Origin of the sequence: Aequorivita capsosiphonis DSM 23843, from assembly GCF_000429125.1 — a bacterium.
Taxonomy (GTDB): Bacteria; Bacteroidota; Bacteroidia; order Flavobacteriales; family Flavobacteriaceae; genus Aequorivita; species Aequorivita capsosiphonis.
In genome coordinates this window covers 27038-51517 of sequence record NZ_AUBG01000006.1, presented here as the reverse complement: position 1 = coordinate 51517, position 24480 = coordinate 27038, and the positions used below count along the sequence as shown (strand labels likewise).

Below are 24480 nucleotides of genomic sequence, written 5' to 3'. Positions count from 1 at the left end.
ATAAACAACCCATTTATGAAAAAGTTTTTAGTATTAATTTCAATTGTTTCAATTGCTTTAGGATCATGTCGTGAAAATAAAACAGAAACAAAGGAAGTAGTTCGAGAAGTTAAGGTAGAGAAGGAAGCTCCTGAAAAAAGAGAAGGCATCCTTGAGAGAACTGCCAAAAAAGTAGATAATAAAGTCAATGATAAAATTGACGAGAAAATTAATGAAATTGACGATTAACCAATAGTATTAAACACTAACTTATAAATTTAAAAACAATGAAAAAGTTAACAATGATTGCCTTATTCGCAGGATTTTTTGCGATTTCTCTTTCATCTTGTAGAGATCAAAAAACTACTGAAGAAAATCTAGTAGAAGAAATGCAAGATAAAGGTGCCGAGGTTAAAGTAAAAGACGACGGCGAGAAAATTAAAATGGAAACCGAAGACGAAAAGGTTAAGATAAAAACCGACGACGACGGAAATACTAAAATAAAGAAAAAAGACAAGGACTAGTTTTATGTTTTAGTTTTTAAAGAAGAAAGGGATGTCTAAAACGACGTCCCTTTTTATTTTAAACCACTAATTTGTCCTTTTAACTCGTCCATAGATTGTTGTAATTGTCTTAATAAGTTGCTTTCTGCTGGCTCATCAACGCCAAAACTCAATTTACTGTTTACCATCCATAATTCCTGAATATCTTTCACCTTCACATCTATTGGCAAATATTGATCATTTAGGGAAATCAGCCTGATTGCCTGGGAACTGTTCGGTACTTTTTGAAGTTTCTTCACTAAAACTGAATCTCTTAATACTACTATATAAATTTTACTATCTGTAGCCTCGGTAATATTCGGAACCGCTCGTCCCAAAACCCATTCATTGGGCTTGATATTTGGTAGCATACTATCTCCTTCCACTTGAAAACCTCGATAGGAAGCATTTCGATATTCCGGCAAAGGAATATTAAATGCGGGTAAGGTTTGATACCAACCCATATCGTGAATATTATTTGGATATCCCGCAGCTGCCTTTTGATTCACCAGCAAGATACTGTCATCTCCCGTTGTGTCAATGGTTATAACTTTCGGACTCACATCGCCACGTGAAGAATCTATATGCTTTTCAAAACTTTTACCGTAAAGCCACAGCGGATTTATATTGAACTGCGCCATGAGTTCCATCACAATTTTTCCAGTGATTTTGGTCTTCCCACGCTCAATATCTGCCGTAGTCGCACCAATATTTAAAAGTTCGGCAAACGATTGCTGGGTGTGCCTCAGTTCCTCGCGAATCTTTTTAAATCGCTGTGCTTCAATACTTAGTTTTGATTCCATACACAAATATAATGCAATTTGGAAAATATCCAAATATTTATCAAAGCTTAGCTCATTTTATTGGAATATTTCCCTAATATTCTCAATATTTCAGATTTTATATAAATTTTAAAAAAGTAAGTAAATCATAAACTGTAGCTATAATGGCGGCAAAATACAGCCTTCTTTGGACCTAAAGCCAGCAGGATGAAAATCCAAAAATGAAACTTTATTTCTATTGGTAAAATAGATTTTTGCCACAATTGCAATCAACCCGAAAGTAACAATTCGATTTTAAAGAACTCGCTGTCAAAACCCCTATTACTGCAACTAGTTCAATTGATTAAATACCAGAGATTTAGCTCCAATAAAACAGTTTTGAAATAGATGTTAAAATATTATTATAAAAAAATTGTTGAATCGAATATTTAACTATTTTTGCGCACTATTAATCACTAATTTATTACCACAATGAAAAAAATATTTTTATCACTTGCCGCTCTTGCATTAGTTGCTTCTGTTTACTCTTGTAGAGAAACTACTAGCGAAAATGCTGAAGAAACTGCTGAATCAATTCAAGCTGACACTGATAACGCACTAGACAATGCTGGCGACGCTATTGATGATGCTGTTGATGCAACTGGAGATGCTATGGAGGATGCTGGCGACGCTATCGAAGATGCTGCTGATGACACTAAAGATGCTGTAGAAGACGCAACTGACGGTCAATAAGCACAATTTTTGCTTAGAAAATTAAAAGCCTTTTCATTTTTGAAAGGGCTTTTTTTTGCGCTAGAGATTTTTGAATTCTTCCAAATAAATTAGGATTCCTTTTTGTTCAACTTACTTCTCTCCTATTCAGAACAACCACAGCCAGGCTTACATTTATTCTGGCGAGTTGGAACCCTTGTCCATTTCTTTGATGGATCGAATTTACTTTTTTGTTTTTCAAGTTCTTCAGTAGCATCCAATTTCTTGCGATTTTGCTTTTTTTGTCGAGAAATAAAGAATTTTGATGTCAGTTTATACTTATAGCGTATATGATATAAAAATACATCCGTTGGACGCGTGGGCTTCCACTTATCCTCTTTTATGGCAATCAACAAAAAAGTTACATCAGGATTTTCGTCTTCCGTATTAGGTTTAAAGCGATTGAGATTTTCAATATATTTTCGATAATATTCGGCGAATAATACGAAACGGAAATCAAAGCTGTTTATGTCATTATAAAACTTCTCAACATCAGCGAGGCTTAAACCACCCTCATGTAATTTTGAGAGTTTATCTCTAAACTCAGAAATTGTTTTATGAAATCCCATCTGCTTTTTCTTATAGGTGCCGATCCAAGAGAATAAATTTTTGCTTCTAAACCTTTCACTGAATCAAAATATTGCTCAACTGCAAATTTAATGAATTGCTTGAAATGGATTTAAGAATAAGCTTGAATTATTAAACTATTCAGATTCTCAGTAGGGAATAAATAAAAACGCCTTGTAAACAATAGATTACAAGGCGTTTAAGTACTGATGGCGGGACTTGAACCCGCACGACCAAATGGTCACAGGATTTTAAGTCCGGCGTGTCTACCAATTCCACCACATCAGCATAATGAGGTTGTCTATTACAACCTGGACTTAACAAAAAATGCCGAAGGGCATTCGGCATTAAAAGTTGAGTGAAAAAACGGACCCGATGCTTCGGGGGAACCCGCCACCTTAAAAAGGTTTCACTATCTGAGCGAAAAACGGGATTCGAACCCGCGACCTCCACCTTGGCAAGGTGGCGCTCTACCAGCTGAGCTATTTTCGCATTGTAATTTAATGAACGTCACTCACATTGTAAGCGGCAGCAAATTTAAAACTTTTAGTTTAATTTCAAAGGCTTTTATGTAAAATTATGTTCCGATTTCTTTCTCTCTTCTTGAAGGTTAGAGATTCTTAAAACTCCCTTTTTCAAAATACTGATAACCATATAACTAGCCTATATAAATTATTATTTGAAATTTTAATCCTTCAAAATTTAACTACCCACATTTTCGTAAGCCCAGAAATTTATTATTTTTACGTAATGAAAAAAATGTTTTTGATGTGCACTCTTCTCGCCATGGCACCATCAATATTCTTTGGCCAAAGCAATCAAGATGTCTATAATTGGTTTGATAACCAAGTAGGCATCGAAAACACAAGTATATTTACTGGCATTGAATACATAGAAATTGAAAAAGGTTCCGACGGCTTTACAAAATTTCTATATCCCAATAGTTTTTCAACTGGTTTTGTGAGTTATGATGGACAAACCTATTACGACATCGCCTTAAGATTCAATGTTTATGACGATAAGGTTATTGTAAATATCGGCAAGAACTCCAGTGAAAAAGTTTTTGAGATTTTCGCCGCAAAAGTAGACTCTTTCAGTATCGATAACAGAAAATTTATTCAAAATAAAACATTGGTATCCAAAACAGATAAACCAGTGCCTGGCTTTTCGGAACTAATTCAAGATTCCAGAAATATTCGGCTTTTCAAAAAACTTCAGAAGGGAAAGTCTACCAAAATCAAAGACCGAACGGTATTGTTTCATTATAAATGGGGAAGTCCAAAATATTATCTTTTATTTAATGATAAGATGCATGAAGTCAATAGAAAGAAAGACTTTATCGAAATCTTTCCACAGTTTAAAGGTGAACTAAAAGAGCAAAAAATAGATAGGAAAATGATAAAAAACAATCCAGATAGCGAAGTAATCTTACTTACTAAAACAATCAATAGCTTACTGAACCGCTAATTATGTTTCATTCAAAAATAAAGCCTTACCTAATTACTTGTTTACTTTTCTTGACCTTTCAAGCCTCTTTTTCACAAGATACTTTAAATGTAAATTTCAAGTTTAACAATACGCCATTAAAAGAAGTTATTTCAACTATTGAAAACAAAACAGATTATCGTTTTTTCTATCTAGATGAATGGCTTGGCAATACTACCATTACGGGAGATTATGATAATGAAAGCATTACAAGCTTACTGGATTCTGTTTTAAACAACACTTTATTAAATTTTTACATTGCCCAAGACCAACGCGTCATCCTTACACAAAACAGTATTATTTACGATGAACTTCCGGAAGGCTTTTTTCCGATGGAAGACGAAATCATAACAGAAACGACAGCTCAATCAAAAAATGTAGCTCCTGTTTTTTATCAAAAAGAAAGTACTAAAAAGCGAAAACCAATTGAAACCGTTCGTATTGGCAAGGAAACGCCAAACAGAAAGCGTACCTACCGTTTAAAAGGTACAATAACCAATGCTGTAAATGGGCAAGCATTGCCTAATCTGGCCATAGTTTTGAGCACGAATACCTCCGTTGGCACAACAACGGACGATCAAGGCCAATATCAACTCACGCTTCCGAGTGGCACGAATCTATTGGATTTTAAACTCTTGGGTATGGAAAGCCTCACAAAACGCGTGATTCTCTATAATAATGGAACGTTGGATATAAGTTTGGATGAAGATTATGAAGAATTGGGAGAAGTCTTAATAGCCGCCAACAAAAACAAAAATGTTGAAGATGCAAAAACGGGTGCCGAAACTATTGATGTTAAGGCGATTAAAAACATACCCCTAGTACTTGGCGAGCGTGATATTTTAAAAGTTGCAGCAACACTTCCAGGAATCTCAAAAGCTGGAGAAGGCGCCACAGGTTTTAACGTTCGTGGCGGGAAAGAAGACCAAAACTTAATATTGTTGGACGATGCCGTGATCTACAATCCGTCGCACTTTTTTGGAATATTTTCGGCAATCAATCCATTTACAACAGGCAGTGTTGACATCTACAAAGGCAGCATTCCCGCAGAATACGGCGGACGTCTTTCTTCCGTTTTCGATTTAAAGACCCGTGATGCCAATACCGTGAAATTTGCTGGAGAAGGCTCCATAGGTCCGGTAACCGGAAATCTCGCCCTTGAAATTCCATTAACCAAAGATAAAGCTGCCATTATGATTGGAGCGCGAGCCACGTATTCAGATTACATTTTAAAATTGCTCGACGAAGAATCGTTGAAAAACAGTAATGCCTCCTTTTATGATGCCATTGTTAAATACAACTATAAAATAAATGACAATAATAGTATTAAGGCAACGGCATATTTCAGTAAGGACAAATACAGAATAACTTCCGATTCGATTTTTAGCTATAGCAACAGCTTGGTTTCTTTAGCTTATAATCATCGTTTTAACGATAACAACAAGGCATCCCTTGTGATTTCCAATAGCCAATATAACTTTGATATAAATTATGACGGTGACACAAACACGGATTTCGATTTAGGTTATAAAATCAATGAAAGCCAACTTAAATTAAAGTTTGATACCAAGGTCAAGAAAAAGCACTCCCTCAACTATGGAATTCAAGGGAAACTCTACAATGTAGAACCAGGAACAATTGAGCCTAAAAATGATGAATCTATTGTGTTCAATAGAGTTATTCCCAAGGAAAGAGCTTTTGAAGGCGGAATTTTCTTAGAAGATGAATTTAAAATTACCGATGCTTTCCAAATCAACGCAGGGGTTCGGTATTCGTTTTTTGCAGCCCTTGGACCATCTATACAAAGACAATATGAAGCAAATTCGCCCATTACCGATGCATCGGTAATTGATAGTTTAAGCTTCGGAAAAAACGAAAGTATTAAAACATACAGCGGACCAGAAGCTAGGCTTTCATTTAGGTATTCCTTTACTCCAACTTTTTCGGTAAAGGCTGGTTACAATAATACTTATCAATACATTCATACTTTAAGTAACAACACCACCGTTTCACCTACTGACACGTATAAATTATCAGATTATAATATTGAGCCTGAAAAAGCTAGTCAATATAGTTTAGGCTTCTACAAAAACCTAAATAATGATACTTACGAACTTAGCTTGGAAGGTTATTATAAAAAATCTGACAACATTTTAGATTTTAAAACAGGTGCTAATTTATTGCTAAATGACCATGTAGAAACTGAATTGCTTCAAGGCGAAGGCAAAGCCTATGGAATAGAATTTCTGTTGAAAAAGAAAAAGGGCAAGTTAAATGGTTGGCTTTCTTACACCTATTCGCGAGCCTTGATTAGGCTGGATAGCGATTTTAGTGAAGACATAGTTAACAGCGGCGACTTCTTTCCCTCTAATTATGACAAGCCTCACGATTTTAACATCGTTGCAAACTATAAGCTTACGCAACGTTTTAGTCTTTCCGGCAATTTTGTTTACCAAACTGGAAGGCCAATAACATATCCGGTAGGAAGTTATGTTATTAATAATTCAGAATTTGTGACATACAGTGACCGAAATGCATTTAGAATTCCCGATTATTATCGCTTGGATTTAAGTTTGAATATTGAAGGAAACCACAAGTTAAAAAAATTGGCACATAGTTTTTGGAGTTTCTCAGTTTACAATGTGTTGGGTAGAAACAATCCATATTCTGTGTTTTTTGTAGTAGAAAATGGAAATGTGAAAGCTTTTCAAAGCTCCATATTTTCTGTACCCGTACCAACCATAACCTATAATTTTAAATTTTGATGATGATGCAGCCAAAAAATTATAAGCCAAAGACATTTTCGAAGATGAGTGCAGCAATACTTTTTGCCGTATTTATTCTGAATTTTACCTCCTGCACCGAAGAAATAGACTTTAAAACCGAAACATTTGAAAGTGCTTTAGTTGTACAGGCAAGCCTAACCAATGAAAACGCACCACAAAAGGTGGTTTTAAGCAGAACCTTTGCTTTTGAAGATGATGGCCCACCACCTGAAAGCAATGCAACCGTAACGATAATTGATGACCTGAATACTACCTATGAGTTTCAAGAAACGGAAAATCTAGGAACATATCTTTCTCTCACTCCGTTTGCTGCGAGCGTTGGCAGACAATACACCTTAAATATTACTACAGCAAATGGCAGAACCTATCAATCAGCAGCGGTAACTTTAAAAGCAGGAACCGAAATTGACCAGATTTATGCGCAGCGTAGCACAAATGGAGAAAATGTAGATGGAGTTTCCATATTTTTAGATTCTTATGACGCAACCAATAATTCTAAATACTATCGCTTTGAGTATGAAGAGACCTACAAAATTGTGTCAAAATTTAGTTCTTCAAGAACTTTTCATGTAGATGAAAACAATAGAATTAGTCTCGTTCAAAAAACAGAAGAAGAAAAGATATGCTATAATACTTTAGAGTCTAATAATATCTCTTTAGCAAACACTTCTACATTCGCCGAGGATAGACTAACACGTTTTTCTGTCCGATTTTTGGATGCGAGGAGCCCAAAAATTGGAAAAAGGTATAGTATTTTAGTGCGGCAATACGTAATCTCCCGCGAGGCATATACTTTTTATGAAACACTGCGGAATTTCTCAAGTTCTGAAAGTTTGTTTTCACAGGTTCAACCTGGTTTTATAGCTGGTAATATTCAAAGTACACAAAATAACAATGAAAAAGTAATTGGTATTTTCGATGTCGCTACGGTATCTGAAAGACGACTGTTTTTCAATTTTGAAGACCTTTTTTTTGATGGCTCACAGCCTGGAGAATTCGCCGGAGGCTGCGAAGAATCGCGACCTAGTATCGAGTCACTTCCGAGTCTAATAAACGATAATGCAGTACGTTTTTATTTTCTGGCAAGTCCAGACGACCCACCAGAACTTGGCGAAGGCCCTTATTATGTCATGCCAAGAGCGTGCATAGATTGTAGAGCTTTTGGCAGTAACGAAGTCCCTGATTTTTGGGAGGAATAAAACATAAAATAATGAACATTAAACTTTTTATTTTATATTTCTTAGCACTCAGCAGCACGAATCTGGCTATTGGGCAACAAGTGACTTCATCAAGTATTTCGGTCTCTCCAGTGCCGAACGAGGCAGCATACCTTGACGTCAATTCCTCTTTATTTTTTGTGGGTGAATATTTGTACTATAAGATATATGTAAAGAATACCGCAACAAACCAATTAACAAGCTTAAGTAAAATAGGATATGTTGAATTGATTCAGGAGGATGGAAAAACAGTATTTAAACAGCAACTTGTATTGGAAAATGGCATAAGTCAAGGTGACTTTTTTATTCCTACAGATGTTGTTTCCGGCAATTATAAAATTGTAGGATACACTCAAAATATGCTGGTTAAATCTGACGAAAACTTCTTTCAGCAGGATATTGGTATCATAAATCCATATCGCGGCGATCAAACTGCCATAAGCGAGTTGAAAACCGAAGATTCTGACACTTTAACAATCAAAAATATTTCAGAAGAAACCAGCAAGGACTATGATTTTACCATTCATTTAGATAAAAATAAATACAGCAATCGGTCCGCTGTAAACCTAAGCCTTTCAACCGAAAGTAAAAACATTAAAAATGGAACTTATTCATTATCGGTACGTAAGAAAAATGAAATTGATGTTCCACAGCTAAAAACCAGCCTTAATTATCGTATAAAACAAAACAACCCTAATGTAAAAGAAGGTACAACAAGATCGATATTGCCCGAATTAAGAGGGAAACTTATCAGTGGAAAAATTGTTTCGACAAATCCAAATCAGTCTGTAAAAGGAAAGAAAGTAACGCTCTCAATTCCTGGAGACGATTATGTTTTTAAAGTTTCTGATGTTGCTGAAAACGGAAATTTTTACTTTAATATTGATAAGCCACACTCCCAAAACAAGGCTTTGTTTCAAGTGATTGGCGATACTGAAGATAATTTTAATATTCAATTAGACTCACTTCCTTCAATAAACAAAGCGAGTTTAAAATTCAACAAATTTACCATCACGCCTCAAATGCAAAAAATGATTGAAGAACGCAGCATTCACAATCAAATTGAAAATGCCTATTATCACGTAAAACCAGATACCATTAAAACAAAGCCTTTAGAAAAGGCATATTACGGTAAAACATTTACTACTTACGTATTAGACGAATACACCCGTTTTCCGACCATGAAGGAAACCATGATTGAAATAGTAGAAAATGCTTGGCTACAAACTAATAGTGATGGTCGAAGCAAATTCGTGGTCCGTGAGCCCGAAGGGTACGGCCGAACCAACAATCCGCTGTTGCTTTTAGTGGATGGCGTGTTTTTGCAATCTCACGACTTATTGGCTAACTTTAAAGCTGCAAAAGTGGAAAGCATTAGTGTTTTAAGAGATAGATATTATTTGGGTTCACAGACTTTTCAGGGCGTTATGATTGTTCAGACCAAAGACAACGACTTTAATAAATATCTAGACGAAGATTTTATTTTACAAACACAACTTTTGCCAGACCAACCTGTAAAAAGTTATTTTTCACAAGAATACAACGCTTTCAATGAGAGTAAAACTACACATATTCCCGATTATAGAAGGCAATTGTTATGGCAGCCCCATATAAAGATGGAAGAAGGCGAAATGGGAATAAAATTTTTCACTTCAGATATTTCGGGAAATTTTGAGGTACGGCTAGAAGGTTTTATGGTGGATGGCTCGCCTGTTTCGTTTGTTAAGACCTTTACTGTAGAATAACTACTTTTCAGAAAAAATAATATTTTTTCTGAAACCTTAGCGCTTCACCTTTAATGTAGCGGACCGCTGCAACATTCTTTTAATTTCGTTTATTTTCATCAGTGCTTCCACTGGCGTAAGGGTATCAATATCAATATCTAAAATCTCCTCGCGCAGTTCTTCCAACAGCGGGTCATCAAGTTTAAAGAAACTCAATTGCATATCTTCTTTGGAAACAGCTTTCATTTCCTCTGTCAGTTCTTCAGAAGCATGACTTTTTTCCAGTCTTTTTAGAATTTTATTGGCGCGCAAAAGTACCGCTTGTGGCATTCCAGCCATTTTTGCCACATGAATCCCGAAACTGTGATGGCTTCCACCAGGAACCAATTTCCGAAGAAAAAGCACATTGTCTTTCAATTCCTTCACCGAAACATTATAGTTTTTGATTCTGGCGAAGGTTTCGGTCATTTCATTCAATTCGTGATAATGGGTTGCAAAAAGCGTTTTTCCTCGGGAAGGATGTTCGTGAAGATACTCACTAATAGCCCAAGCGATTGAAATTCCGTCGTAGGTACTCGTTCCCCGACCTATTTCATCTAAAAGAATTAAACTTCGATCAGAGAGGTTGTTTAGAATACTTGCCGTCTCATTCATCTCCACCATAAAAGTAGATTCCCCCATCGAAATATTGTCGCTGGCTCCTACCCTAGTAAAAATCTTATCTACACAGCCCATCCGCACTGCCGAAGCTGGAACAAAACTGCCCATCTGCGCCAATAAAACAATCAAAGCTGTTTGCCGAAGAATGGCAGATTTACCACTCATGTTCGGCCCAGTTATCATAATAATCTGTTGATTTTCCCGGTCTAGAAAAACATCGTTCGCAATATAAGGCGCGTCGGGTGGCAATTGCTTTTCAATTACGGGATGACGACCTTCCTTGATATCCAAATCAAAAGAATCATCAAACAGCGGACGCGTATAATTTGCTTCTTTGGCTTGAGTTGCGAAAGAGCACAAACAATCCAACTGCGCAATTAAAGCCGCATTTTGCTGAACCGATGCAATATATTGCAGCATCCACTCCACCAATTTTGAAAAATATTCCTGCTCTAAAGCCAGTATCTTCTCTTCGGCACCAAGTATTTTTGCTTCGTATTCCTTTAGTTCTTCGGTTATATATCTCTCGGCATTTACTAAAGTTTGTTTTCGGATCCACTCCGCAGGAACCTTGTCTTTATGGGTATTTCGAACTTCTATATAATACCCGAAAACGTTATTTGAAGCAATTTTAAGTGAAGAAATTCCGGTAAGCTTCGTTTCGCGTTGCAGCATTTCATCTAAGTATTCTTTTCCGTTTGCTGAAATATTTCGAAGCTCATCCAAACTTTCAGAAAAACCTTCGGCTATAGAATTCCCCTTTAAAATATTTACCGGTGCTTCCTCAAAAAGCGTTTCCTTTATTTTATTCCGAAGCAATTCGCAGTCGTGTAATTGCTCGCCAATAATTTTAAGCGACTCATTTTTTGAATTTAAAGCCAATGCTTTTATGGGAACCACGGCTTCCAAGGAATTTTTAAGTTGAATTACCTCACGCGGATTCACTTTCCCTGTTGCAATTTTTGAAATCAAGCGCTCCAAATCGCCAATTCGTTTTGTGTATTGTTGAACTTTTTCCAAGGTAACGGAATTGTCCAATAGAAAGCTGACCACTTCCTGCCGCCGATTTATCTGTTCAGAATTTTTCAGAGGAAGTGCCATCCATCGCTTTAAAAGCCTTCCGCCCATGGATGAAATGGTTTTATCGATAACATCCAAAAGCGTCACCGCATTCTGCTGATTGGAATGATATAATTCCAAATTCCGAATCGTAAAACGATCCATCCAAACGTATTCATCTTCAGCAATTCTGGAGAGTCGCGAAATATGCTGCAACTTGGTGTGTCGCGTTTCGCTTAAATAATGAAGTGCAGCGCCGGCAGCAATCACCCCTTCTTCCAGATGATCAACGCCAAAACCTTTTAAATTTTTTGTATCGAAATGTTTTGTAAGCGTTTCAAATGCATAGTCACTTTGGAAAATCCAATCTTCCAAGTGAAAAACGTGATATTCCTTGCCAAAAGTTTCGGTAAAAAGCTTTCTTTTTTGTTTTGAGAAAAGTACTTCTGAAGGACTAAAATTCTGAAGTAATTTATCTACATATTCCGCAGAACCTTCAGAAACCAAAAACTCACCAGTGGAAACATCCAAAAAGGAAACTCCTATATTTTTTGCTGTTGCTGCACCTTTGGACGTACCAAAATGTACTGCCGCCAAAAAGTTATTCGACTTGGATTTTAGAATATCATCATTAAATGCAACTCCGGGGGTGATCAGTTCTGTAACCCCACGCTTGACGATGGTTTTGGTCATTTTAGGATCTTCCAATTGGTCGCAGATAGCAACACGGCATCCCGCCATAACCAGTTTTGGCAAATAGGTATTTAAGGAATGATGCGGAAAACCGGCGAGCTCCATTTTTTCACCCCCATTATTTCGGGCGGTTAAGGTAATATTTAAAATTCCCGCAGCTCGAATTGCATCTTCCCCAAAAGTTTCATAAAAATCACCCACGCGAAACAATAGCAAAGCATCGGGATACTTAGTCTTGATTGTATTGTATTGCTTCATTAACGGGGTTTCCTTCTTCGCCATAACTCAAAATTTTCTTTAACCGATAAATGTAACGAAATTGTGGTTTTTTAAAAAATGAAGTGCAGAGTTTTATTGATAAAATGTAGAGGTTGTGACGCAGAGGTTCACAGAGGATCGCGGAGATTTATCAAAATTAACTCCTTACTTGGCCCCTTTGCGAGAAAACATTGCACGCCAAGCCGCTAAGCCGCGGAGGGAATGCCCTGAATGTTGCCAATCTAAGATAAAGTTCAAATATTTATAAAAAAATAGAACGGGAAATGTGATTCCCTTGAGGTCATAAAACCGTCTGGCCTCATCAAAACTTTGCGACTCTGCGCCTCTGCGTGCCCTTTTATTAAAGATTAACAATTAACTTTGCCAACCTATGAAAAACAGAAAACTAAAAAACAGCGAACTGGATCGCATAAATGCTGAGGAATATAAAGCTGCAGACAAAACACCTCTTATTATTATTCTCGATAATATTAGAAGTTTAAATAACATCGGCTCTGTTTTCCGTACTGCGGATGCTTTTTTGGTAAAGAAGATATATCTCTGTGGCATCACCGCTCAACCACCAAATAAAGACATTCAAAAAACCGCCTTGGGAGCAACGGATAGCGTGGAATGGGAATATGCCGAAAACACTTTAGACGTTATAGAAAAGCTAAGTAATGAAGGCGTTTTTGTCGCTTCCATTGAACAGGCTGAACTTGCGGTTAACCTCAACGACTTTTCCGTTCAGAAAGAGTTGACTTATGCCATCATCTTCGGAAATGAAGTGAAGGGCGTACAACAAAAAGTTGTCTCCGCCAGTGACGCAGTGATTGAAATCCCTCAATTCGGCACGAAACATTCGCTAAATATTTCAGTGAGCGTTGGCGTTGTGGTTTGGGATTTGTTTGTGAAGCTTAGCGAGTAGTCGGTAGTCTTTAGTCGGTAGTTGATCGTGGTGAGTGGTGAAAAAATATTCTTTATTCTTTCCTCTTCCTTCGTTCTCCGAAGCTTTAGCAAAGGTAGATACCCCATCTAAAAAAGTCTACTCGTCAATAACTCAAGATGGATCAGTACAATACTAAAAACACCCAGAACGATAGCGAACTTTAGGATATTGTGGAGCACCATATAATGTATCTTGTTTTTGGAATACCATAAAACTGCTAGAAACACTGCCAACCCAGCGATGCTGATGTAAAAATAGTATTCCATATAACCAATTTCTTGCTTAAATTTTGTGATGAGCAGAAAGGTTGGCACCAAGGTTAATACGCTTAAAACCGTCAACATTCTCTTTGATGTTTTTTCACCATAGATTACAGGGATCGTATTATAACCGTGGGTAAGATCGCCTTTTATATTTTCGAGATCTTTTACTAATTCCCGCATAGCAATAAGCAAAAACAGGAAAGTAGCGTGCACAAAAATTATAATATCGAAATTGCCGTAATGCACGAAAATTGCAAAAAACGGAATCACCGCAAGAACGGCGGCAGTAATGTTTCCTATAAATGGATATTTCTTTAGTTTGTGTGAATAAAACCAAAGAAAGAATATATAAATGGAGAAAAAAAGAACGGCTTTAAACGAAACGTAACTCGCAAAAACAACCGATAAAAAATTGAGTACAAAATAGGCCGAAAGCTTGGTGCGCTGACTTACGAGCCTGTCCAACATAGTTTTTCTCGGACGGTTTATAAGATCCTTTTCACTGTCGTAAAAACTGTTTATAATATAACCACTCGCTATTGCGGATGATGACGCTAACACCAACATCAATAAATTTACATCAAACAAAACTTCCCGAACGGGTAAATCTGGGGCAAGAATGTAAATGCTTGTGAGATATTGGGCTATTGCAATAATTAAAATATTATAGCCGCGAACCACTGAAAACAGGCTAAAAAACTTTAATAAGAAGAGTTTTTGTTTTCGGGTTAACATAAAGTAAGAAGTTGAATAAATCCGGAAAGGATTTCAAAAAAAGCCAGTATTAAAAATTATAAACCACTTCCAGTTTATAATCTTTCAGCGCTTTGCGAGCCTTATCAATATCCTCAGTAAAACCGAGCATATAGCCACCTCCACCGGAACCGCAAAGTTTTAGGTAGTACGCATTGCTATCAATACCCTTTTTCCAAAGTTTATGGAATTGTGCAGGAATCATTGGTTTAAAGTTATCCAAGACAACTTTTGAAAGTTCTTTTATATTTCCAAATAGCGTTTTTACGTCACCTTGAAGAAAATTCTCTACACAGGCATCTGTATGTTTAACAAACTGATCCTTTAGCATATTTCGGAAACCTTCCTGTTTCATATTTTCCATAAAAATCTGAACCATTGGCGCGGTTTCGCCCGTGCTGCCACTGTCTAGTAAAAATACCGCTCCTTTTCCGTTTTCGGTCTGGGAAGGAATTCCGGCAGGTTCAATATTATCTTTAGAATTAATCAGGATTGGAAGACTCAAATAACTATTTAAAGGATCTAATCCAGAAGATTTTCCGTGGAAGAAAGATTCCATTTCGGCAAAAACAGCTTTGAGAACAAGCAGTTTTTCGCGTGTAAGATTTTCTAGAATCGTAATTTTATCATTCGCATATTTATCATAAATAGCGGCAACCAGAGCGCCACTACTGCCCACGCCGTAACCCTGAGGAATACTGCTGTCAAAATACAGTCCATTTTCCACATCGGCTTTTAATGCTTCCATATCAAAAGAAACTAAATCTGGATTTTCCGTTTGAAGGTTTTCCAAATATTCAGCAAACCGCTTTAAGGCACCATTCGATTTATGGGTAGAAATGGTATGGTATTTATCAATTTTTAAGGCTCCTTTATAAAAGTTATACGGAATGGAAAGTCCTTTGGAATCTTTTATAATTCCATATTCGCCGAAAAGAAGAATTTTTGAGTAAAATAACGGACCGTGCATAAGCTGTTGTGTTGTAACTATAAAAGTACAAGTTTTATTCTTAAAACTGTAACAAGCTGCAAAGATAACTATTTTAACAAATATCTTTCACCAAAGCACCAGGAATTAATTGAAAAATAAGTGTTTAATACACTGTACATAAGGATGGTATTCTTGCTTGATGACATTATAATTTTATTTCGATGTCTTTTATAAGGAAGTCAACAACCAAAGAATGAAATATTCAATTCCCCATGTAAACCTTTAGTTTGTTTCAACTTTAATATAGCTCCTTTGGCAACAACAACGCAGAAAATCTAAATTGTAACAAAGAAAATAGTTCCGAAGATCTCAAAAACACAATACTCGGCAAAGTAATCCAAACCAGGATCAAAGCACTAGTAAGCATACCAGAACAGAATATGAAGAGCAAAGTTGAAAAGCTTTAAAAAGAATTTTTACAACCAAGAACAGAGACAATAAAAATAAATTTGTATCTTTCTTAGCATTATCCCCGGTTGCGTTTTATCTTTTTGAAGCTTTTCTAAATTATGCTATCTAAAAACCGGAGATTTTCATTCCTCTTCCAGCTATTATTTATGCTGGTGTTCTTTCACGGGTATTCCCAAGAGAAAATATCTTCAGTAAAAGATATCCAAAATCTTATTGAGCAAGATTCCTTTCCAAAAGCACGTGCGGAAGTTGCAAAAACCATTACCTATTTCAAAGCTGAGAAAAAACACGATAGTCTTTACAAATATATCCAGTTTGAAGGGAGCTTTAAGCTGAATAATGGCGATAAAAACCAAGCAATAAAAAAAGCCGAAGCCCTTACCGAAGAAATTAAAACCTCTGCCAGTCCACATTTCATTGTTCAGGCAATAACAGAATTAGGCTGGATTTACGATGATGCCGGGAAACATCAAAAAGCCTACGATCTTCTGGAAACAGCCATTCCCTTCGCAAAACAGAATAAGGAGCCTCAAAATACCGATTTAGCAGGGGTGTTTTACCGTCGCGGCTATTATGCTTCAAAAATGGGTGATTTCCCATTGGCAAAACAACACTATCAAAAAGCCTTAAACCTCTTAAAAAAAACTGGAAAGCCGGATTATGTTTTCTACAATCAAGTTTATAATGCGCTTGGCGGAATGATGTGGCAGGAAGCGAAACTTGACAGCGCCAAATTCTATTTTCAGGAAGCTGTTAAAGTCTTGGAAAAAACAGATGAAACCGATATTATGAATCGCTACTACAGACCAGCACTGGTGAAACTAAACCTCGCTGTCTTGTGGAATGCTCTTGGAAAGAACAGAAATGCAATTTCAATTTCAGAAGAATCAATTGCAGGATTTCAAGAATATATAGATCGATCTACAGATGAGGCCCGCATCTACAAAGCTAAGGGTAATCAATGCATGGTGATAGACAATATGGCTACTTTTTATAATACTCTTGGTGAACATTCCCGCGCACAGGAATTGATTGAATATTCTTTTGAGCAGAAAAAAACACTTTACGATGCGAACGATATCAACCTCATCATTTCGAATATAATTCTAGCGGAAGCTAAAACTGCGAGTCGCGATTTTAAAGGTGCTGCAGAAAACGCAGACCGAGCCTTGGAGCTTTTAAAAACCAGTTCGGGATCCGATTTGTATTGGGAAGCTGCAGCGCTCACAACCCGCGCCACTATTTATGAATCTATGGACGATGTTGAAAATGCTGCAAATTTTTATGAAAAAGCCCAACTAACCTACCGCAAGTCAATGGGTGGAATTTACACCAAGGATTTTTTGGACAATATTTTAGAATATTCCCTCTTTGCCGCAAAAAACCAAAAAAAGGAGAAGGCTGTTGCATTAGCATTGGAAACCTACAATTTTACGCATCAAGGCGATTTCAAAAACACATTACAAGAGTTTTATCACATCATCAATCTGGCACAGGTACAATTTCTCCTTAAAGATTATGCAGAAGCAGAAAAATATAGCGAAGAAGCATTGTGTTTTAATGTTTCGGAAGGAACAGAAAAGATCAGCGCGACAGATTCCATTCTTAGCCAATACAGAAAACCACAAGCATTGCTGATTAATGCTGCTTCAAAATATTATCAAGCCGAAGATAAATCCCCTTCTGTTTTGAAGGAACTTTTGCAACAAGTAGAAGAGGGTATCGCTATTTTGGATTATCGAAAAAAAGTGGTTAATACCCCTGAAGATATTAATCTGCTAATAACCGAAAACGAAGAGCTCCTCAATTTTGCGGAAAAACTTAGATTAGAATTATACAATACCACTAAAGATAAAGTATATTTAAATAAATTAATCGCCCTTCACGAATCCAGCATTTATAATCGGATCCGTTCCCGATTAAACTTAAGGGAAAATATGGATTTTCAACAAATTCCCAAAGAAGTAATTTCTCGTGAAAGTGATTTGAAAAACAAATTAGCTTCGTCCTTAAATGATTCCGAAAACAGTGATATAAAGTCATTCTTTAAAGATTCTCAAAATTGGGAGTATTTTCTGGATTCCCTAAAGAATAGATTTCCAAAGTATTATAAAATGCGCTATGCCACTTTGGAAGAACCTATAAATAATCTACAGGAAAAAATTCCAGAGAGTACTACTGTGGTGCGTTATATATTTATTGAAGACAGCTTGTATGCTTTTGTTGTTTCTTCTGTATTAAAAAAAATGGTTCCTCTAAATTATAAACCTGTTAAAAATTATATTTCAAGTTTAAGTGATTATGGAAATTCAGCAGAAAAAATGAGTCCCTTACTTTTCGAGCTTTATAAAGAACTTTGGCTTCCGCTAGAAAAATACGTGCAAACCAGTAAGCTTGTAATAATTCCAGATAGAGATCTTTTCAATCTAAGTTTTGAAACCCTTACTCCAAAACCAATTAAAAGTTTTAAGGAAATGGCCACTAACAGCCTGTTGGCGAAATACGATATTTCGTATAATTTTAGTCTTCTTCTATATAAAGATAAAGGGAAAGTGGCCAATTATACTTCAGATTATATTGCCTTTGCCCCTGGATTTAACAAAGCCATGAAAGAGGAGTACAAATTGGCAATCAAAGATTCGGTAAAGTTGGACAAAACCTATCTCACGCTCCTACCCCAACCTTTTAGTGCAGATCTGGTTAAACACTACTCCAAGATTTTTGATGGAAATTATTTTATAAACGAAAACGCGAGCAAGGATTTATTTATCAAGCAAGCCAAGGAACATAAAATAATACATATTGGCACTCATGCCGAAAGCAACAATATAAGTCCCGAACTCAGTCGGTTAATTTTCGCAAAGAAGACGGAAGGAAATCAAAATTATGATGAAAACTCGTTGTATTCATACGAGATTTACAATATAGATCTTTCTTCAAACCTCGCTATGCTCACTGCCTGCGAAACTGGAAAACCTACGTATCAGGCAGGTGAAGGAATGATTTCTTTAGCACACGCTTTCAACTATGCGGGTAGTGAAAGTATTTTGACCAGTCTCTGGCAAATTGATGAAGAATCCAGCGCGAAGATTGTGGAGCTTTTTTATAATAAACTTTCAGAAGGCATGCCTAAAGACGAAGCCCTGCGAAATGCAAAACTAACTTATATCTCCACAGCCGAAGGAAGAACTGCCGCGCCTCAATATTGGGCTGCACTAGTACTTATTGGTGATGTAACTCCAATAGATTTAAACAGCGGTTTAGCTTGGTGGTGGTATGGCATGGCTGGAGTGGTGGCTTTGGCATTAGCATTGGTAATTATAAAGCCCCTTCCGATTTTTAAGCGAAAAAGCTGAAAAACCACCTTCCCCTGATTCCTTCGTGCCTCACAATGACAGGGCAAGGAGCTTAAATTTTGAAAGCTCCCATCCCAACCTCATCGACAATAAACTCGTCGTTTTTACAGAATGGTGAAAGTTGATTTTTTATAAACTGCATAACTGTTTCCTTTTCAACTTCTGGATAAAGCATATGCACATTTGCACCAGCATCCAAAGTGAAGCAGACATTACTTCCCGTTTCTTCCCTGAATTTCCAAATACGGTTCAGTATTTCCAAAGTATTTGGCTTCATTAATATAAAGTATGGCATCGAAGTCATCATCATGGCGTGAAGAGATAAGGCCTCGCTCTCCACAATTTTTATAAATTCTGAAATATTCCCTGTTTTAAGAACAGGATGCAGTTTGGTGAGATTATTTTTTGCTTGAAGAAAACGTTGTTCGGCAAAAGGATGATCCAACATCAAATCGTGGCCAAGGGTACTACTCACTTGCTTTTCACCTTTATCAACTAAAAGAATCGTGTCTTGATAATTTTCAAAATTTTCGTGAACTTTAAAAGGGTATTTTGTTCCGAAGAGATTGCTACTATCATCAATTTTGGAATGTTCGCCCCATATTATGATTGGGCCTTCCAAACTTCTGCATGCACTTCCAGAGCCCAAACGTGCAAGAAAGGAAGCTTTTTCAATGAAATAATCTTCCGTAATGTCTTCCTGCATTTGTTTTTCCATATCCATTAAACACAATGCTAAAGCACTCATACCACTTGCAGAAGAAGCAATGCCGCTACTATGCGGAAAACTATTAGCAGTTTCAATTTTAAATTTGAAATCTTTTAGAAATGGTAAATACACTTCCACTCTTTCAAAGAATTTCTGAATCTTAGGTTCAAAGGAGACTTCTCTTTCTCCATCGAGATAAACTTCAAAATCAAAACCTACACGCTCCGAAGCTTTAGCGAAGGTGCGCTTTTCAAAAGAAAGCCTTGTTTTGGTATTACAATTCTTCAATGTAAAACTGATGGAAGCATTCATTGGCAGCTGTTCGCCATATTTTCCCCAGTATTTTACCAAGGCGATGTTGCTGGGCGATTGCCAAGAAACGGTTCCGGAAGATAAAGGATGGGAGTAGTTGCAAACAATAAAACGATGTTCTGGCATGGCTTGGGAATAGTATCACAAAAATAAAATACTTTTTGATTATATCAATGAGATTTCAAAAACCTTATCCAAGAGATACGAAAATATAATTCAAATGTTTTTGTGGAAACCCGAAACACTTTATCCAGCCTCAATTTTTCTTCCGTTATCCATCATCAATCATGCGTGACTTTTTTTCTTCTAAAAAAGTGATGACAATTTCAAAATCACTTCGATGTAGCTATATAATCCTAAAACCAAATATTATGAAACGATTATTATTTTTTTCAGTATTGAGTATTTTTTGCTTAAAAATTTCAGCACAGACAAATACTTGGACAGGTTCCGGCGCTAATAACAACTGGAATACAACTCTTAATTGGAGTTTAAACTCGGTACCCACCGCGGCGCAAGATGTGGTGATACCAACTGGTTTCACGGTAGATTTAAATGTATCTGGAAGTACGAAATCTATTACACTTCAAGGAAACTCAACATTTAATATCTCCAATTCATTGAGTTTTACAAATCCTTCTTCATTTGGCTCCAATACAACTATTAATTTTTCTAATGGTGATATTAAGGGTGGAGGCACGATGACCAACAATGGCATCATAAATTTTATTACAGGAAACTCAAAATATATATTTGGAAATACAGTCCTAGATAATTTGGGTAAAATAAAATTTACAGGAACTGGTATTGTATATATAAATGATGGAACCATAAACAATCAAACATTGGGGATTATGGATTTACAAACTGCCGGGGGAAACATAAGTTATACTGCGGGAGCAACTCATAAAATAAATAATTCTGGCCTGATAAAACGCACCTCAAACACAGGTGATGTAAACATCATTGCGGAGCTTCATAACAATGGGGGAACTATTGCGGTTGAAACTGGGAGTCTGACTTTTAATTTTGGTCTAATAAAGTTAACAGGAGGTGTATATAATGTAAGTAACAATGCTTCTTTAAATTGGATAAACTCTGTAACCTGCGAAGGAACGCTAACTGGAGTTCTAAATGGAAAAATAGATTGGTCAGGTGTCGTGGCCGTACCCGCTGCTGCAACATTTAACTTCTCTGGCAATACGGGTGTAAATTGGACCAACGGCTCCTTAAATGGGGGTGGTGTTCTTACTAATAAGAGCAAAATTACCATGCTTACGGCTAATTCTAGGTATGTTTTGGGAAACACTACTGTAAAAAATGAAGGTGTTATCAATTTTGAAAGTACAGGGGTTTTCTATGTTAATGATGGAACCATCAATAATGAAACTGGAGGGCTTATTGATTTAAAATCTGATGGAAACAATATGTCCTATACCGCAGGAAGCACCCATGTTTTGAATAATTCTGGAACTATAAAACGATCTTTAACTAATGGCACATCAAGCATTGGCATTGTATTAAACAATAATGCTGGTACCATTTCAGTAGATAGCGGCATACTGGATTTTGGTGGGCTCATGAAAAATTTAACCAATGGAACTTATAATGTGGCCAGCAACAGCTCCCTTCTTTGGAATAGTCAAATTGTTTGTGCCCAAACTTTGGTGGGTACGCTAAATGGCCAAATTTCTTGGAATGGTGAAGTTAATATACCTCAAGGTACAACTTCAATTTTCAATTTTACTGGAAGTACGGGCGTTATTTGGACAAATGGTAATTTGAGAGGAGGAGGAACCTTAAATAACAAAAGTGAAATAACATTATTAACTGCAAACAGTAAATATATATTTGACAATACAATCCTAGAAAATAACGGAGATATAAACTATGATAGTACAGGTATTTGGTACGTCAATGATGGAACAATAAACAATAAAACATCAGGAATCATCGATTTAAAGGCGAATGGAAGTACCATTTCTTACACGGCGGGTAATGCGCATAAGTTAAACAACAATGGATTAATCAAATCTACAGTTCCTACTGGAACATCTACAATTATTATTGAGTTGCATAATAATGATGGTACAATTTCCGTAGAAAGTGGAAGCCTTAATTTTGTGACACTACCTAAATATTTAAACGATGGAATTTATGATGTGGCTACGGGAACATCTTTAACATTTAATACGCAGATAGTGCTTTCGGGAACCTTGACAGGAGCCTTAGATGGTGAAATTTTATGGAATAGCGAAGTGAATGTACCTACAGGCACATCTGCCAATTTTGACTTTACCGGATCTACGGGAGTCAACTGGTCCAATGGCAGTTTAAGTGGGGAAGGAACTTTGGTCAATAAAAGTATGATTAGCATGGTCACTTCCAACAGTAAGTACATCTTTAATAATACCAAGTTAAATAATGAGGGTATTATCAATTATGAAAGCGATGGTCTCTTATATATAAACGATGGAACCATTAATAATCAACCAACGGGACTAATCGACTTTCAAGCGGATGGAACTACAATGTCCTATACTGCTGGTGCTACCCATGTTTTGAATAATTTTGGATTATTAAAACGCTCCACAACTACTGGTGTTTCAACATTTATAGCAGTTTTAAATAATAATGACGGCACCGTTGAGGTAGAAAGCGGTAGCCTTAATTTTTCAGGTCTTACAAAATACTTAACTGATGGAAACTACAATGTCTCCAGCGGAAATAATCTGCAATGGAATACACAAATAGTTTGCGAAGGTACCTTAGAAGGAGTATTGGATGGAGAGATTGCTTGGAATAATGAAGTAAACGTTCAGCCAACCAAGACAGCTACCTTCAATTTTACCGGAAATATTGGTGTAAATTGGAAGGATGGCAATTTGAGAGGAGGAGGTACTTTAGTTAATGCCGGAGAACTTACATTTCTTTCTGGTGCGAGTAAATATATATTCGATAATAGCCTCTTAAACAATGATGGAACAATCAATTATGAGAGTGTTGGCATTCTTTATGTTAATGATGGAATAATAAATAATGAAGCGGCGGGTGTAATAGACTTAATAACCGATGGCAATATTCTTTCCTATACCGCAGGTTCTTCACACGTGTTCAACAATATGGGCTTGTTGAAAAAATCAGCAGGAGTTGGTACCACATCGATACTTGCTAATACCACAAACTCTGGGATTGTTAATGTAATGATTGGAGAATTAGAGTTTATAAATGGATTAAACTTTATAAACACTACAGATGGAAAAGTTATGGGAATTGCAACAATAGACGTGCCTGCGGCTGCAAACTTTATAAACAATGGTACTTTCGCCCCAGGTGAATCCGCCGGAATACTAACTGTTCTGGGCGATTTTAAATCAACATCTTCTTCTGAACTCGAAATTGAATTGAACGGAAGTAATCAAGGAACAGATTATGATTTATTAGCAGTTCAAGGAAATGCCATATTTGATGGTAGTATTAATTTATTGATGGGCTTTGCCGCAAACGTTGGAGATGAATTTATAGTTGCTACAACTACGGGAACTATAACTCAATGCAGTCTTCAGCCAACCGCCAGTGGATATTTTGATGGCTTTATATATAATTTCGACGTGATTTGCAGGAATGGCAATCAGGTAGTTTTAACAGTCAATTCTATTGTTTTAGGTATTGAGGAAAATACCTTAAGTAGCATTAAAATGTATCCAAACCCTTCAAACGGTAATTTCACCATAGATCTTGGTAGGGAATATACAGATGTCACTGTACAAATATACAATATGCTCGGACAGCAAATTTCCTTTGTAAATTTTGCTTCAACAAAACTGATTAGGCAGGAAATCAATACTTCCGCAGGTATTTATTTTGTAAAAGTTAGTACAGCTAAAGAAGGATCGAAAACTTTAAGGATTATAAAACGATAGGTTTTTCAATAGCCTGTGAAGTTGACCTGCAAGGCATTCCACTACTTTTTCGGCGGTGGCTCCTTGTAGGTTTTTTCGAAGATGAAGACGAAGATGAAGTTGAAGACGATGTTAAACTATCTGGGGACAGCGATTTAAGTTTTCTAAAACGAAGAAACCAACTAACTCAAGTTCATTTTAAACATCAGCTTTATTTCCTTTGTAGGTGGTAAAATCCAGACTTCTAATCTCTTCTGATGGAAACGCATGTTTTTTAAGATCCACGCTTAAAGAATTTTCAAATCTACTTCAGAATAAAATTTGATGACATT

At 36.5% G+C, this 24480-nt stretch carries 16 protein-coding genes and 2 tRNA genes; 10 read left to right on the top strand and 8 right to left on the bottom strand.

Annotation, left to right across the window (positions count from 1 at the left end):
• Positions 1-15 precede the first annotated feature (15 nt).
• Together G440_RS0104690 and G440_RS0104685 are read left to right on the top strand one after the other, a co-directional pair.
• Positions 16-228 carry a hypothetical protein gene (locus G440_RS0104690; protein WP_026450244.1) on the top strand — a complete coding sequence of 71 codons (213 nt, stop codon included), beginning with the start codon at positions 16-18 and terminating at the stop codon, positions 226-228.
• Between the two features lie 38 nt (positions 229-266).
• On the top strand, positions 267-503 hold the full coding sequence (locus G440_RS0104685; protein WP_026450243.1) for a hypothetical protein: 237 nt from the start codon (positions 267-269) through the stop codon (positions 501-503).
• Between the two features lie 53 nt (positions 504-556).
• On the opposite strand, the gene G440_RS0104680 is transcribed toward G440_RS0104685, so the two are convergent.
• On the bottom strand, positions 557-1324 hold the full coding sequence (locus G440_RS0104680; RefSeq protein ID WP_026450242.1) for a LexA family transcriptional regulator: 768 nt from the start codon (positions 1322-1324) through the stop codon (positions 557-559).
• 450 nt (positions 1325-1774) lie between these two features.
• Between G440_RS0104680 and G440_RS0104670 the strand changes: the two genes are divergently transcribed.
• Positions 1775-2035: a hypothetical protein gene (locus G440_RS0104670; RefSeq protein WP_026450241.1), complete on the top strand. Its 261-nt coding sequence runs from the start codon at positions 1775-1777 to the stop codon at positions 2033-2035.
• Positions 2036-2157: 122 nt separating this feature from the next.
• Here the strand turns inward: G440_RS0104670 and G440_RS0104665 are convergent, their stop codons facing one another.
• From G440_RS0104665 to G440_RS0104655, 3 genes are all read right to left on the bottom strand, one after another.
• Positions 2158-2622, bottom strand: coding sequence for a hypothetical protein (locus G440_RS0104665; protein ID WP_026450240.1), 465 nt, complete (start codon positions 2620-2622; stop codon positions 2158-2160).
• 202 nt (positions 2623-2824) lie between these two features.
• A tRNA-Leu gene (locus tag G440_RS0104660) sits at positions 2825-2908 on the bottom strand.
• Between the two features lie 131 nt (positions 2909-3039).
• Positions 3040-3112 (bottom strand) — tRNA-Gly (locus tag G440_RS0104655).
• 276 nt (positions 3113-3388) lie between these two features.
• On the opposite strand from G440_RS0104655, the gene G440_RS0104650 reads away from it, so the two are divergent.
• From G440_RS0104650 to G440_RS0104635, 4 genes are read left to right on the top strand one after another with little or no spacing between them, the layout of a single operon-like run.
• Positions 3389-4087: a hypothetical protein gene (locus G440_RS0104650; protein ID WP_157417859.1), complete on the top strand. Its 699-nt coding sequence runs from the start codon at positions 3389-3391 to the stop codon at positions 4085-4087.
• Between the two features lie 2 nt (positions 4088-4089).
• On the top strand, positions 4090-6870 hold the full coding sequence (locus tag G440_RS0104645) for a TonB-dependent receptor domain-containing protein (RefSeq protein WP_245574827.1): 2781 nt from the start codon (positions 4090-4092) through the stop codon (positions 6868-6870).
• Positions 6871-6914: 44 nt separating this feature from the next.
• Positions 6915-8090, top strand: a complete 1176-nt coding sequence (locus G440_RS0104640) for a DUF4249 domain-containing protein (RefSeq protein ID WP_026450237.1) — start codon at positions 6915-6917, stop codon at positions 8088-8090.
• An 11-nt stretch (positions 8091-8101) separates the two neighbouring features.
• Positions 8102-9853, top strand: coding sequence for a hypothetical protein (locus tag G440_RS0104635; RefSeq protein WP_034259028.1), 1752 nt, complete (start codon positions 8102-8104; stop codon positions 9851-9853).
• Between the two features lie 36 nt (positions 9854-9889).
• Here G440_RS0104635 and mutS read toward each other — a convergent pair whose 3' ends face one another.
• Positions 9890-12526 (bottom strand): DNA mismatch repair protein MutS, encoded by a 2637-nt coding sequence (mutS, locus tag G440_RS0104630; protein WP_026450235.1) that lies wholly within the window; start codon positions 12524-12526, stop codon positions 9890-9892.
• Between the two features lie 367 nt (positions 12527-12893).
• Between mutS and G440_RS0104620 the strand changes: the two genes are divergently transcribed.
• Positions 12894-13430 (top strand): TrmH family RNA methyltransferase, encoded by a 537-nt coding sequence (locus tag G440_RS0104620; RefSeq protein ID WP_026450233.1) that lies wholly within the window; start codon positions 12894-12896, stop codon positions 13428-13430.
• Between the two features lie 107 nt (positions 13431-13537).
• Here G440_RS0104620 and G440_RS0104615 read toward each other — a convergent pair whose 3' ends face one another.
• Both G440_RS0104615 and G440_RS0104610 read right to left on the bottom strand, forming a co-directional pair.
• Positions 13538-14449 carry a geranylgeranylglycerol-phosphate geranylgeranyltransferase gene (locus G440_RS0104615; RefSeq protein ID WP_026450232.1) on the bottom strand — a complete coding sequence of 304 codons (912 nt, stop codon included), beginning with the start codon at positions 14447-14449 and terminating at the stop codon, positions 13538-13540.
• Between the two features lie 49 nt (positions 14450-14498).
• On the bottom strand, positions 14499-15437 hold the full coding sequence (locus G440_RS0104610; RefSeq protein WP_026450231.1) for a mevalonate kinase family protein: 939 nt from the start codon (positions 15435-15437) through the stop codon (positions 14499-14501).
• A 578-nt stretch (positions 15438-16015) separates the two neighbouring features.
• Here G440_RS0104610 and G440_RS0104605 point away from each other — a divergent pair.
• Positions 16016-19225 (top strand): CHAT domain-containing protein, encoded by a 3210-nt coding sequence (locus tag G440_RS0104605; protein WP_245574826.1) that lies wholly within the window; start codon positions 16016-16018, stop codon positions 19223-19225.
• Between the two features lie 52 nt (positions 19226-19277).
• Here the strand turns inward: G440_RS0104605 and G440_RS0104600 are convergent, their stop codons facing one another.
• The gene (locus G440_RS0104600; RefSeq protein ID WP_026450229.1) at positions 19278-20372 is read right to left on the bottom strand and encodes a diphosphomevalonate decarboxylase; all 1095 of its coding nucleotides are present in this window, start codon (positions 20370-20372) and stop codon (positions 19278-19280) included.
• Between the two features lie 245 nt (positions 20373-20617).
• Between G440_RS0104600 and G440_RS0104595 the strand changes: the two genes are divergently transcribed.
• Positions 20618-24169 carry a beta strand repeat-containing protein gene (locus G440_RS0104595; RefSeq protein WP_169718942.1) on the top strand — a complete coding sequence of 1184 codons (3552 nt, stop codon included), beginning with the start codon at positions 20618-20620 and terminating at the stop codon, positions 24167-24169.
• Positions 24170-24480 lie beyond the last annotated feature (311 nt).